Source organism: Streptomyces sp. GQ60, from assembly GCF_059758875.1.
In genome coordinates this window covers 121,031-133,371 of sequence record NZ_JCAXEG010000018.1, presented here as the reverse complement: position 1 = coordinate 133,371, position 12,341 = coordinate 121,031, and the positions used below count along the sequence as shown (strand labels likewise).

Here is a 12,341-nt window from a genome sequence, read left to right as displayed (position 1 = left end):
TCCCATGGCCAGCACACCCCCGAGCCGACGAAGCTTCCTCGCGCTCTCGGGCCTGACCGCTCTGTCCGTCTCGCTGACCGCGGCCTGTGGCGGCGGGGACACCGGCTCGAGGCCGACGGCCGACGGCAAGGTGACCTTCGCGTGGTGGAACATCGCCACGACGGAACCGGGGAAGTCCCTCTTCCCGGAGATCTCCTCGGCGTTCACGGCCGCCCACCCGAACATCACGATCAAGACGACCTCGTTGGAGAACGAGGCGTTCAAGTCCAAGCTGACCGCCACCACCTCGTCGGGAAAGCTCCCCGACGTCTTCCAGACCTGGGGCGGCGGCGTGCTGCGGCAGCAGGTCGACGCGGGGCTGGTCGAGGACCTCACCGACGTGCTCGGCTGGTCGTCCGAGCTCACCCCGGTCTCGCTGCAGGCCTATCAGTTCGAGGGCCGGACCTACGCGGTGCCCTACGACGTCGGCATGGTCGGCTTCTGGTACAACAAGAAGCTCTTCGCCGCGGCCGGGATCACCGCTCCGCCGGCCACCTGGGCCGAGTTCCTGGAAGACGTCAAGAAGCTCAAGGCGGCGGGCATCACTCCGATCGCCCTTGCCGGCAAGGAGAAATGGCCGGGCCACTACTACTGGGCCTACCTCGCGATGCGCGTCGCGGGCCTCCCCGCGCTGCAGCAGGCCGCGACGACCAAGGACTTCACCGGCGCCGGCTTCGTACAGGCAGGCGCCCACCTCAAGGAGCTGGTCGACCTCCAGCCGTTCCAGACCGCCTTCCTCGGCGCCGGCTACGCCACTCCCGGCGGCCAGGCCGCGACCATGGGCAACGGCAAGGCCGCCATGGAGCTGATGGGGCAGTGGGGACCGTCGGTGCAGAAGGACGCGGGCGCCGACCTCGGAGCGGACCTGGGCTTCTTCCCCTTCCCGACGGTCGACGGGGGTGTCGGCCTGGTCACCGAGGTGTTCGGCGGAGGCGGCGGCTTCGCGCTGCGCAAGGGCGCCCCGAAGGAGGCACTGGACTTCCTGAAGTTCTTCGTTCTGGAGAACGAGGCCAAGCTGCTGGCGTCCAACGGCTACCTGCCGGTGGTCAAGGGCGCGGAGAGCCAGCTCACCGACCCCAACAGGAAGGTGGTGGCCGACAGTCTGGTCAAGGCGACGGGCTTCCAGCTCTTCCTCGACCAGGCCTACCCGCCGGCGGTCGGCCAGGAGGTCAACGACAGCGTCGCCGACCTCATCGCGGGCAAGAAGACGCCCGAGCAGGTCACCCAGTCGATAACCGCGGCTGCGAAGGGTGCCTAGCTCCGTGTCCACCCTGACCAAGGAGCGGGCGCGGGACGCCGTGCCGGTGCGCCCGCCCGCCCCGGCACGGTCGCGCCTGCGCGGCTTGGGGAGCTGGGCGTCGGTCGCCTGGTTCCTCGTCCCGGCTCTGGTCCTCTTCCTCGTCTTCGTCCTCGCCCCGATCGCGGTCGCCGTCTACACCGGCTTCTTCAAGTGGGGCGGGGTCGGCCCCCTGGAGGACTTCGTCGGCTTCGGGAACTACGCCGCCCTCTTCCGGGATCAGGTCTTCCTCGGCGATCTGGGGCGCGGGCTGTACCTGATCACGCTGTCGGTCACGGTGCAGTTGCCGTTCGCGCTGTTCACCGCCGTCCTGCTCAACCAGAGGCTGCGCGGCCGGGCCGTCTACCGGATGCTGTTCTTCGCGCCGTACATCCTGTCCGAAGTGGTCACGGCGGTCCTCTTCACGATGATCTTCCTTCCCGGTGGCGGGATGGCCGACCATCTCGCGGGCGCCCTCGGCCTGGAGGGACTGCAGGGCAAGTGGCTCGCCGATCCCTCGACGGTCATGCCGACCCTGTTCGTGGTCATGACCTGGAAGTACTTCGGGTTCCACATGATGCTGTTCCTCGCCGGGCTGCAGAGCATCCCGGGCGAGATCCTCGAGGCCGCCTCCATCGACGGCGCCGGCGCCTGGCAGCGCTTCCGGCACGTGACGTTGCCGTTGCTCGGCCCGACGATCCGGATCAGCGTCTTCCTTTCGGTCATCGGTGCCATCCAGCTCTTCGACCTCGTCTGGGTCATGACCGCGGGCGGGCCCAACCACTCCTCCGAGACGATGGCGATCTCGATGTTCCAATTCGGGTTCAAGCGCTACCAGGTCGGCTACGCCAGTGCGATCAGCGTGGTGCTGTTCATGATCAGCCTTGTCTTCTCCCTCTTCTACCAGCGGTACGTCCTGCGCCGTGACCTGAGCGGGGCCGTCACCACGGGAGGTGGCCGATGAACGCCCGCAAAGCGGCACGCGGCCTGTCGCTGCACGCCGTGGTCTGGCTGATCGGCGCGTTCGTCGTCGTGCCGCTGGTCTACGCGGTGATCTCCGGGTTCAAGAGCACCGGCGAGCTGACGACCAACCCGTTCGGGCTGCCGGAGCACTGGAAGACCGGCAATTACACCAGCATCCTCGGTGACGGAATGTTCTGGCGGCAGATCGCCAACAGTGCGGGCATCGCGATCGGCACGGCATTCTGCACGGTGGCGGTCTCGGCGATGGCGGCGTTCGTCCTGGCCCGCTACGCGTTCCGGGGCAGGGAGTTGTTCTACACGCTGTTCACGATCGGGCTGATGTTCCCGTTCGCGGTGGCCGTCCTGCCGCTGTTCCTGCTGCTGCGCAACTTCGACCTGCTCGACAACCCGCTCGGAGTGATCCTCCCGCAGGCGGCCTTCGGCCTCCCCATGACGATCATCATTCTGCGCGGCTTCTTCCGGACCATCCCGGCAGAGGTCGAGGAGGCGGCCGTCATGGACGGCTGCGGAAAGTTCCGCTTCTTCTGGAAGATCCTGCTGCCGATGGCGCGTCCGGCGCTCGGCACGGTCTCGGTACTCGCGATCGTCGCGAGCTGGAACAACTTCTTCCTGCCGCTCCTGGTGTTCAACGACCCCCAGTGGCAGACGATCCCGGTCGGCGTCCAGCAGTTCCAGGGCCAGTACTCGACCGACTACGCGCTCGTCCTCGCCTACATCGTGCTCGCCATGGTCCCCGCCCTCGCCTTCTACGCCGTCGCCGAACGGCAGTTGATCGGCGGACTGACCGCGGGCGCCACCAAGGGCTGACCCGTCCCGCGCGACCTCCACCCCCAAGGAGACCCCCGTGAAACGCCTGATCGCATTGACCGCAACTTTGTTAGCGCTAACAAGCCAGGCCGCGGCCGCCCCCCGCGCACCCCGCCATCGACTTCCGCGCCGAGCTCCAGCCCATAGACGGATTCGGCTTCTCGATGGCGTTCCAGCGGGCCGACCTGCTGCACGGCGCACGCGGCCTCAGCCCGGCCAAGCAGCGCGAGGTGCTCGACCTGCTGCTCAGCAAGGACAAGGGCGCGGGCCTTTCGATCCTGCGCCTGGGCATCGGGTCGTCGACCGACAGGGTCTACGACCACATGCCGACGATCCTGCCGGCCGATACCGGCGGCCCGCAGGCCACGCCGAAGTACGTCTGGGACGGCCGGGACGGCGGTCAGGTCTGGCTCGCCAAGGAGGCCAAGGAGTACGGCGTCACGCGCTTCTTCGCCGACGCCTGGAGCGCCCCGGCCTTCATGAAGACCAACGGAAGCGAGAACGACGGCGGCGAGCTGCGGCCCGAATGGCGTCAGGCCTACGCGAACTACCTCGTCCAGTACGCGAAGTTCTACCGGCAGGAGGGCATCGGGATCACCGACCTCGGGTTCACCAACGAACCCGACTGGACGGCGACCTACGCCTCGATGCGGTTCACCCCGCAGCAGGCCGTCGACTTCCTCAAGGTCCTCGGGCCGACCGTCCGCGCGTCCGGGCTGAAGACCGGGGTGGTCTGCTGCGACGCCGCGGGCTGGGACCGACAGGTCGCCTACACCGAGGCCATCGAGGCGGACCCCGCGGCAGCCAAGGCCGTAAGGACCATCACCGGCCACCGCTACAGCGGTCCGACCGAGGTGGCGCAGCCGACCGGCAAGCACGTGTGGATGTCTGAATGGTCGCCGGACGGCGCCACCTGGAACGAGAACTGGGACGACGGCAGCGGCTACGACGGTCTCACCGTCGCGGCCGACATCCAGAACACCCTGACCTTCGGCAACGCCAATGCCTACGTCTACTGGACCGGCGCCTCCCTCGGCGCGACCCGAGGGCTCATCCAGCTCGCCAACCCCGGTGACGACTACCGGGTGTCCAAGCGGTACTGGGCGCTGGCCGCCTTCAGCCGGTTCATCCGCCCCGGCGCCGTCCGCGTGCCGGTCACGAACGCCGGCCAGGCACTGCGGATCACGGCCTTCCGCAACACCGACGGCAGCCGCGTGATCGAGATCCTCAACACCGCGACCACCGAAAGCACCGCCGGGTTCTCCCTCCGCGGCGGCCATGACCGCCGCCCCGAGGGCTTCGTCACCGACGAGACCCGCTCGATCACCCCGGCCGACATCGTCTCCACCCACGGCACGACCCTCAGGGCGACGCTCGCCCCGCGCGCGCTCACGACGATCGTCCTCGACTGAACAGACCTCAACAGACCTGAACCGACCATCACCGAGGAGTAGTCCGTCATGCCCATTCCCAGGTCCACGTCCCGGATCCTCACCGCTCTGTCCGCTGCCGTCTGCCTGGCGGCCGGCCTCGCCGTGGCGCCCGCGGCCGCCGAGCCCCGCCCCAGGACGCTCGGCGAACTGGCCAAGAAGCACCACAAGTACTTCGGCTCCGCCACCGACAACCCCGAGTTCACCGACGCCCCCTATCTGAAGCTCCTCGGCAGCGAATTCGGGCAGACCACCCCCGGCAACGCCATGAAGTGGTACGCCACCGAACCCGAGCGCGGCGTCTTCGACTTCACCGCCGCCGACGAGGTCGTCTCGTTCGCCAAGGCCCACCACCAGAAGGTCCGCGGCCACACCCTCATCTGGCACAACCAGCTCCCCGCCTGGCTCACCGAGCGCGCCTGGACCGCCGACGAACTGCGCGCCGTCCTCAAGAACCACATACAGACGCAGGTCCGGCACTTCAAGGGCCAGGTGATCCACTGGGACGTCGTCAACGAGGCCTTCAACGAAGACGGCACCTACCGCGAGTCGCTCTTCTACAAGACGCTCGGCCCCGGCTACATCGCCGATGCCCTGCGCTGGGCCCACGAGGCCGACCGGCACGCCAAGCTGTACCTCAACGACTACAACGTCGACTGGATCGGCCCCAAGAGCGATGCCTATTACACCCTGATCAAGCAGTTGAAGGCCGACGGCGTTCCGGTCGAGGGCTTCGGCATTCAGGGCCATCTGGCGCTCCAGTACGGCTTCCCCACCGACGTCCAGCAGAACATGCAGCGCTTCGCCGACCTCGGGGTCGAGGTCGCGATCACCGAGCTCGACATCCGCATGAACCTCCCCGCGACCCCGGAAAAGCTCGCCACGCAGGCCACCTGGTACGCCGACTACGTCAAGGCCTGCCTGGCGGTCGAGAAATGCGTCGGCATCACCATCTGGGACTACACGGACAAGTACTCGTGGATCCCCTCCGTCTTCCCCGGCGAGGGCGCGGCGCTGCCCTACGACGAGAACCTGGTGCCCAAGCCCGCCTATCACTCGATCAGGAAGGTGCTGGGCGGATGATCAGGACGGCGATCGTCGGAACGGGCGGGATCGCCGGCATCTGCCACGTTCCCGCCCTCCGGGCACAGGCGCACCGGGCCGAGATCGTGGCCGCCGTCGACGTGGACGCCGCGCGCGCCGAGGCCTTCGCGGCCGAACACGGCATTCCCGCGGTCTACACCGACCTGCACACCATGCTCCAGGAGCAGAGCCCGGATCTCGTGCACCTGTGCACGCCTCCGTTCCTGCACGCCGACCAAGCCGTGGCCTGCCTGGAGTCGGGCGCGTGGGTGTGGTGCGAGAAGCCGGTGGCGCTGTCCCTGGCCGAGCTCGACCGGATCCGCGCCGCCGAGGGGGCCGCCCAAGCGGGCGCGGTGTTCCAGCACAGGTACGGGTCGGGGGTCCGGTACCTGCGCGACCGGATCGTGACCGGCACGCTGGGCCGCCCTCTGGTCGCGCAGTGCGTCACGGCGTGGTACCGCGACGACGCCTACTACGAGGCGCCCTGGCGCGGCACCTGGGAGAGCGAGGGCGGCGGCCCGACGCTGGGCCACGGCATCCACCAGATGGACCTGATGCTCGCGGTGCTCGGCGAATGGGCCGAGGTACGCGCCATGGCCGGCCGCCTCGCACGCGACGTCCAGACCGAGGACGTGTCCGCGGCCCTGGTCCGGTTCGAGAACGGAGCCATGGCGACGGTCGTCAACAGCGTCCTTTCCCCGCGCGAGGAGAGCTACCTGCGGTTCGATCTCACCGACGCCACGGTCGAACTGCGCCATCTGTACGGCTACTCCAACGCCGACTGGACGTTCACCACCAGCTCGAAGAGCGTGAAGTGGGAGCCGCCGGACGACCTGCCCAGCTCGCACACGGCCCAGCTCGCGGCCTTCCTGGACGACTACGAGGCGGGGATCCGGCCCGACCTCGGCAGGCCCACCATGGAACTGGTCACCGCCCTGTACAAGGCCGCGATCACCGGCGTGCCGGTCCGGCGCGGAGAGACCGGCCCGGCAGACCCGTTCTACGGTTCGCTCAACGGAGGCCGCCCGGAGGTGTTCCGATGACCTTCGAACTCATCGAGGACGAGGACTCGCTGACCGTCCGAGCTCGCGGCGTCGACCTCTTCCGGTACGTGCACCGGCCGGTCATGGACCCCTTCGAGGCGCCGAAGCCCTACCTCCATCCGGTGCGCACGCTCGCCGGCGACGTGGTCACCGGGTACCGGCCGCACGACCACCGCTGGCACAAGGGCGTCCAGATCACGGCGTCGTGGCTCTCGGGGCACAACTTCTGGGGCGGCGGCACCTACCTGCGCGGCCAGGGCTACGTGGACCTGCCGAACCTCGGCACCATGCGCAGCCTCGCCGTGGCCGCCGAGACGGGCCACGGCCGCGCCGCGATCACCGAAGCCCTGGCCTGGTACACGATGGCGGGGGAGCACTGGATCGACGAGCGCCGCACGCTGACCGCCCGCGACGTCGAGTCCGACTCCTGGACCCTGGACGTCACCACCGCACTGACCAACGTCAGGGGCGCCGGTCTGCTGTTCGGCAGCCCCGGCACACAGGGCAGAAGGCTCGCCGGATACTCCGGCCTGTTCTGGCGCGGCCCGCGCGATTTCACCGGCGGCGACGTGATCGGCCCCGCGATGGGCGAGCAGGGCGACTGGCTGGCCTTCACCGGCACGCACGACGAGGTCGACCGCTCCTCCACGCTCCTGTTCCTGGACGATCCGCACGCCCCCTGCGACTGGTTCGTCCGCAGTGAGCCCTTCCCGGCCGTCAACCCCTCCCTGGCATTCGACGAGGAACTGCCGCTGGCACCGGGCGCGACCCTGTCGCGCCGCTACCGGATCGTCGTGGCCAACGGCGCCTGGACCCCCGGCCGTCTGGCCCGCCACGTCGCGGAACACCCGTGGTGACCCCGTTCCCCGGCGGCGTGGGGATCTCCGGGTTGACCGTGTACGACTGGGAGGCCGCCGACGGGCTGTGCGGCGGCACGCCCCACATGCACCTCGTCTGCTCCGAAGCCTACGTGGTCACCGGCGGCGCGGGCAGCGTCCAGACGCTCACCACCTCCGGCTTCGCCGACACCCCGCTGCACCCCGGCGACGTCGTCTGGTTCACCCCCGGCACGATCCACCGCCTCGTCAACGACGGCGGCCTGCGCCTCGTGGTGCTCATGCAGAACGACGGTCTTCCCGAGGCGGGCGACGCCGTCTTCACCTTCCCCGCGCCCGTCCTGGCCGATCCCCACGCCTACGGGAGGGCGGCAACCCTGACCGGCGACCATTCCGCGGTGGCGCGCCGCCGCCGTGACCTGGCGGTCGAAGGTTTCCTGGCCCTGCGCGAAGGCGGGCTGCCGGAGTTCCACATAGCGGCCCACCGTCTGAAGAAGGACGTCCTGGACGCCTGGCGGATCCGCTGGCGCGACGGCCCCATGGCCGCTGCCGTCACGACCGGCCGGCAGCTGGAACGGCTGAAGGCCGGAGACCTCTCTCACCTGGACCACGGCGCGGTGTCCCGCCTGGAGCGCCCGGCACACCAACGCTTCGGCATGTGCGGCCGCCTTCACACCTATACCGTCCCCGACCCCCGAAGGCGTCCGCTCCGCGGCCCGTCGGGGTCACCTCACCCCCGCCCCCCGAAGGAGCTCTTCTGATGTGGTTTCGCCATCCATCCCCGGTCCAGCTGAGACGACGCCTGCTCGCCGTCCTCGCGCCCTTGCTGCTCCTGGCCGCTTTCCTCAGTGTCCAGCCCGCCGGCGCGGCGCCGGTCATCGACACCAATGCCTCGTACGTGCTGGTCAACCGCAACAGCGGCAAGGCCCTGGACGTCTACAACCTGGCGACCACCGACGGCGCCCGCATCACCCAGTGGACCAGGAACGATCAGAACCAGCAGCAGTGGCAGTTCGTCGACTCCGGCGGCGGCTACTACCGCATCAAGTCCCGCCACTCGGGCAAGGTGCTGGACGTCCAGAACAAGGCCACGGCGAACGGGGCCCCGATCGTCCAGTGGGCCGACGCGAACGGCACCAACCAGCAGTGGCGGCTGGCCGACAGCTCTGACGGCCACGTGAGGTTCATCGCGCGTCACAGCAGCAAGGCCCTCGAAGTACAAGGCGGCTCCACCGCCGACAACGCGAACGTCGTCCAGTACGACGACTGGGGCGGCACCAACCAGCAGTGGCAGCTCGTCAAGGTCGGCGCCGGCAACCCCGGCCCGTGCGGTCTTCCGTCCACGTACCGCTGGAACTCGACGGGCGCGCTGGCGCAGCCCAAGGCCGGGTGGGCCTCGCTCAAGGACTTCACCGTCGCCCCCTACAACGGCAAGCAGCTCGTCTATGCGACGACGCACGGCGCCGCGGGAACGGGAGCGGGCTGGGGTTCGATGAACTTCGGCCTGTTCACCAACTGGTCGGAGATGGCCTCGGCCAGCCAGAACACGATGTCGAACTCCGTCGTCGCGCCGACGCTCTTCTACTTCGCACCGAAGAACATCTGGGTGCTCGCCTACCAGTGGGGAGGCGGCAGCGCCTTCTCCTACCGGACGTCGAGCGACCCCTCCAACCCCAATGGCTGGTCCGCACAGCAGGTGCTCTTCACCGGAAGCATCACCGGCTCCAGCACCGGCCCCATCGACCAGACGCTCATCGCCGACGGCACGAACATGTACCTGTTCTTCGCGGGTGACAACGGCAAGATCTACCGGGCCAGCATGCCGATCGGGAACTTCCCGAGCAGTTTCGGCTCGAACTACACGACGATCATGAGCGATACGGCGGACAACCTGTTCGAAGCCCCGCAGGTCTACAAGCTCCAGGGCCAGGACCGCTACCTCATGCTCGTCGAGGCGAGGGGCTCGCAGGGCCGCTACTTCCGCTCGTTCACGGCCACCAGCCTGAACGGCTCGTGGACACCGCAGGCCGGGACCGAGGGCAACTCCTTCGCCGGCAAGGCCAACAGCGGCGCCACCTGGACCAACGACATCAGCCACGGCGAACTGATCCGTACCAGCGCCGATCAGACCTTCACCGTCGATCCCTGCAACCTGCAGTTCCTCTACCAGGGACGCGACCCCAACTCCGGCGGCGAATACGGCCACTGGCCCTACCGGCCGGCTCTGCTGACACTGCAGCGCTGACGGCGTGACACGAGGGGCGGGCTCGGCGACCCGACGCCGAGCCCGCCCGCAAGTTCCCCCGGGGCCTCCGTGCTACTGGAGCAGGGATACGTCGACCGAGTCTGCGGGCGCGGGGGTCGCGGCCGGGACGGGCTCGTCGAAGGCGGAGAAGGACGCCTCGACCCGATTGCCGGGCGCTTCGGTGCCCTGGACCCGCAGGAGGTACGGCTTGTCCTCGGTGGAGACCTGGTACGTGCCCGTCTCGTCGTCGCGCCGGCTCGTGACCGTGATGGCCGGACGGCCGTCGACGGCGGTCCGCGATCCCTTGGCCAGCTGTTCGTTCGCCGGTTTCGAAGAGAACTCCTTCTTGAAGAAGCCCAGGTCGCACAACTCGGCGAAGTTCCGCAACAGGGGGCTGCCCGTAGTGCCGTGCAGGTAGCGGCCGTTGACGAGCGCGATCGCGGCATCGGCCGCGGAGCCGGGTATCTGGGCCCGCAGAAGGGCGTCGTCGAGCTTCATCCACACGTCGTCGCCGCGTTTGACGATGTCGGCCGTGCCCGAGCTGCCGGGAGGCGTGACGGTGCCGACGCAGTTGCCGCCCTCGTCGAACCGGAGGTCCAGAGCGGTAGTGCCCGACTTGTCGGTCACCTTGGCCACCATGCGCATGGCCGTGACGCCGGACATGGCCTCACGAGAGGCGTCCGCGATGGCCTGGGCGCTCTTGTCGGCGATGCCGTTGTCATCGGCCCTGGCAGCTCCCGCGCCTACAAAGATCAACGAGCAGACGGCTCCGGCGGCCGCGCAGCGGGCCGTGGTCGTCCGGGGTGCGGACATCCGGCCTCACCTCCCTCTGGCCGCCTCCGGATGGCATCCGCGATCGCCATCGCCTCCGACACGGCCGTCACCTGATCAGCTTAGGTCCGCTCCGCGGCGGGCGCAGTCCGGGCGCCCGCCGGACCCGGTCGCGGAGGCGGAGCCCGGCGGGGCTGCGGGACGCGATGTGGTCACCGGGCCCGTCCTCGCCCGGCGCCGGCGCCGGCCGCCTCACCGGATCGGTGGAGCCGGGTCGGGCGGGATCGTGGCCGACGGTGTCCGATCCGGCCCCCTCCGCGGCCCTTCCCTTGTGGGCCGGCGCTGCGTAGTTTCGCCGCTGCCGGGCAGCACCGCCCGGCGGTGTCGACACGGGGGAGAACGATGAGAGGCATACCCGGAACACGCACCACACGGGGCCGCCTCGCGGTGGTCGCCGCGGCCGTCCTGGCCGTGACCATGGGCCTGTCGTCCACGCCGGCCGCCGCCCACGACAGCCACGAACCCCTGCTCGCCGCCATGCGCGCCGAGGCGGGGACCGCCGCCGGCGGCGACGGGATCCCCGGGTTGATCGCCCGCACCTACGAGGACGGCGTCTCCTGGACCGGTACCGCAGCCACGGATGCGGGAACCCCCGTACGCAATCCGGACAGCCCCTTCCGGGCCGCCTCGATCACCAAGACCTTCACCGCGACAACCGTGCTCCAGCTCGTCGCCGAGGGCAGGCTCAGCCTCGACGACGACGTGTTCGGCCTGCTGGGCCCGGTCTTGAAGACCAACCCCGCCGCGGGCTGCAACCTGAGCACCGGGCAGTGTTTCAACCCGCCGCCCGGCAGCCCGCCCATCAGCGTACGGAACCTGCTCCAGCACTCCAGCGGCGTCTTCGACTACCTCGGTGACCTGGGGGTGCTGGCGAGTGCCGGCAGCAGTTTCCCCAACCTTCCCGACTACTCCGCCCAGCAGCTCACCGACGAGGGCGCCTCCCACGGACCACAGTTCGCGCCGGGCGCCGGGATGCACTACAGCAACACCAACTACGTCCTGCTCGGCATGGTCATCGAGCGGGTGACCGGACGCCCGTGGGCCGACGAGGTCACCCGCCGGGTCATCCAGCCCCTCGGCCTCACCCGCACCGTGCTCCCCGGATCCACGGCCATCCTGCCGACGCCCCACGACCAGTTCTTCACGAACTACCTGCGGCCGCGCGGGGTGCTCGGCCACCTTTCCCGTCCGGCCGCCGACTGGAACCCGTCCATCGGCGGAGCGGCCGGAGCCGTCGTGTCGACCAGCGGTGACCTGATGACCTTCATCCGCGCCCTGCTCGGAGGCAGGCTCCTGCCCCCCGCGCAGCTCGCGCAGATGATGACCGACCTGAACCCCACCGGGTCGCAGGGAACGCCCGGCTCCCAACTGCCCGGCGTTCCCTGCGACCCGGCCCGGTCCTGGCCCGAGTGCATCGTCAACCCAGCCATCAGTACGGTCAGTTCGGGCGACAAGGCCACACCTGGCTACTGGTACGCGAGCCGCCCCTGGAAGGCCGTGCAGGCCGACTACGGACTCGGTCTCACCCGCCGCACGATCACCTGCGAGAACGGCTCCACCGTCGTCCTGTACGGGCACAACGGCGGAGGATTCGGCTCGCTGAGCTACCTCTACTCCACGGCGGACGGCAGCCACGCCGTCGTGCTCAACATGAACGGCGACTGGCCGCTCTGGGAGCTGTACAGCCTGAACGGCCTGTTGGCCGCCGAATTCTGCACCACCTGACAGTGCCTGCCTGCCTGCTTGTCTGCCGGCCGATCCCGGCCG

General features: G+C 69.3%; 11 protein-coding genes. 10 read left to right on the top strand and 1 reads right to left on the bottom strand.

Going from position 1 to position 12,341, the window contains the following annotated elements:
• Positions 1 to 4: 4 nt before the first annotated feature.
• From AC6CKD_RS31955 to AC6CKD_RS31915, 9 genes are all read left to right on the top strand, one after another.
• Entirely contained in the window at positions 5 to 1,297 is a 1,293-nt protein-coding gene (locus AC6CKD_RS31955; RefSeq protein ID WP_498332254.1) for an extracellular solute-binding protein, read from the top strand.
• Positions 1,290 to 2,279 (top strand): carbohydrate ABC transporter permease, encoded by a 990-nt coding sequence (locus AC6CKD_RS31950; RefSeq protein WP_498332242.1) that lies wholly within the window; start codon positions 1,290 to 1,292, stop codon positions 2,277 to 2,279. The genes AC6CKD_RS31955 and AC6CKD_RS31950 overlap by 8 nt, the downstream gene beginning before the upstream one ends.
• The gene (locus AC6CKD_RS31945) at positions 2,276 to 3,106 is read left to right on the top strand and encodes a carbohydrate ABC transporter permease (protein ID WP_498332241.1); all 831 of its coding nucleotides are present in this window, start codon (positions 2,276 to 2,278) and stop codon (positions 3,104 to 3,106) included. The genes AC6CKD_RS31950 and AC6CKD_RS31945 overlap by 4 nt, the downstream gene beginning before the upstream one ends.
• A 164-nt stretch (positions 3,107 to 3,270) precedes the next feature.
• Positions 3,271 to 4,518 (top strand): glycoside hydrolase family 30 protein, encoded by a 1,248-nt coding sequence (locus AC6CKD_RS31940; RefSeq protein ID WP_498332240.1) that lies wholly within the window; start codon positions 3,271 to 3,273, stop codon positions 4,516 to 4,518.
• Positions 4,519 to 4,566: 48 nt separating this feature from the next.
• A complete protein-coding gene (locus AC6CKD_RS31935) occupies positions 4,567 to 5,619 on the top strand; it encodes a glycoside hydrolase family 10 protein (RefSeq protein WP_498332239.1) in 1,053 nt (350 codons plus the stop codon).
• Positions 5,616 to 6,662, top strand: coding sequence for a Gfo/Idh/MocA family protein (locus AC6CKD_RS31930; protein ID WP_498332238.1), 1,047 nt, complete (start codon positions 5,616 to 5,618; stop codon positions 6,660 to 6,662). Before AC6CKD_RS31935 ends, AC6CKD_RS31930 begins: the two co-directional genes overlap by 4 nt.
• Positions 6,659 to 7,519, top strand: a complete 861-nt coding sequence (locus AC6CKD_RS31925; RefSeq protein ID WP_498332236.1) for a DUF6807 domain-containing protein — start codon at positions 6,659 to 6,661, stop codon at positions 7,517 to 7,519. Before AC6CKD_RS31930 ends, AC6CKD_RS31925 begins: the two co-directional genes overlap by 4 nt.
• Positions 7,516 to 8,259 (top strand): cupin domain-containing protein, encoded by a 744-nt coding sequence (locus AC6CKD_RS31920; protein ID WP_498332252.1) that lies wholly within the window; start codon positions 7,516 to 7,518, stop codon positions 8,257 to 8,259. Before AC6CKD_RS31925 ends, AC6CKD_RS31920 begins: the two co-directional genes overlap by 4 nt.
• Positions 8,259 to 9,743: a non-reducing end alpha-L-arabinofuranosidase family hydrolase gene (locus AC6CKD_RS31915; RefSeq protein WP_498332234.1), complete on the top strand. Its 1,485-nt coding sequence runs from the start codon at positions 8,259 to 8,261 to the stop codon at positions 9,741 to 9,743. Before AC6CKD_RS31920 ends, AC6CKD_RS31915 begins: the two co-directional genes overlap by 1 nt.
• A gap of 72 nt (positions 9,744 to 9,815) precedes the next feature.
• Here AC6CKD_RS31915 and AC6CKD_RS31910 read toward each other — a convergent pair whose 3' ends face one another.
• Positions 9,816 to 10,556 carry a hypothetical protein gene (locus tag AC6CKD_RS31910; protein ID WP_498332232.1) on the bottom strand — a complete coding sequence of 247 codons (741 nt, stop codon included), beginning with the start codon at positions 10,554 to 10,556 and terminating at the stop codon, positions 9,816 to 9,818.
• A 360-nt stretch (positions 10,557 to 10,916) separates the two neighbouring features.
• Here AC6CKD_RS31910 and AC6CKD_RS31905 point away from each other — a divergent pair, with 360 nt between their 5' ends.
• The gene (locus tag AC6CKD_RS31905) at positions 10,917 to 12,299 is read left to right on the top strand and encodes a serine hydrolase domain-containing protein (RefSeq protein ID WP_498332230.1); all 1,383 of its coding nucleotides are present in this window, start codon (positions 10,917 to 10,919) and stop codon (positions 12,297 to 12,299) included.
• Positions 12,300 to 12,341: the final 42 nt, after the last annotated feature.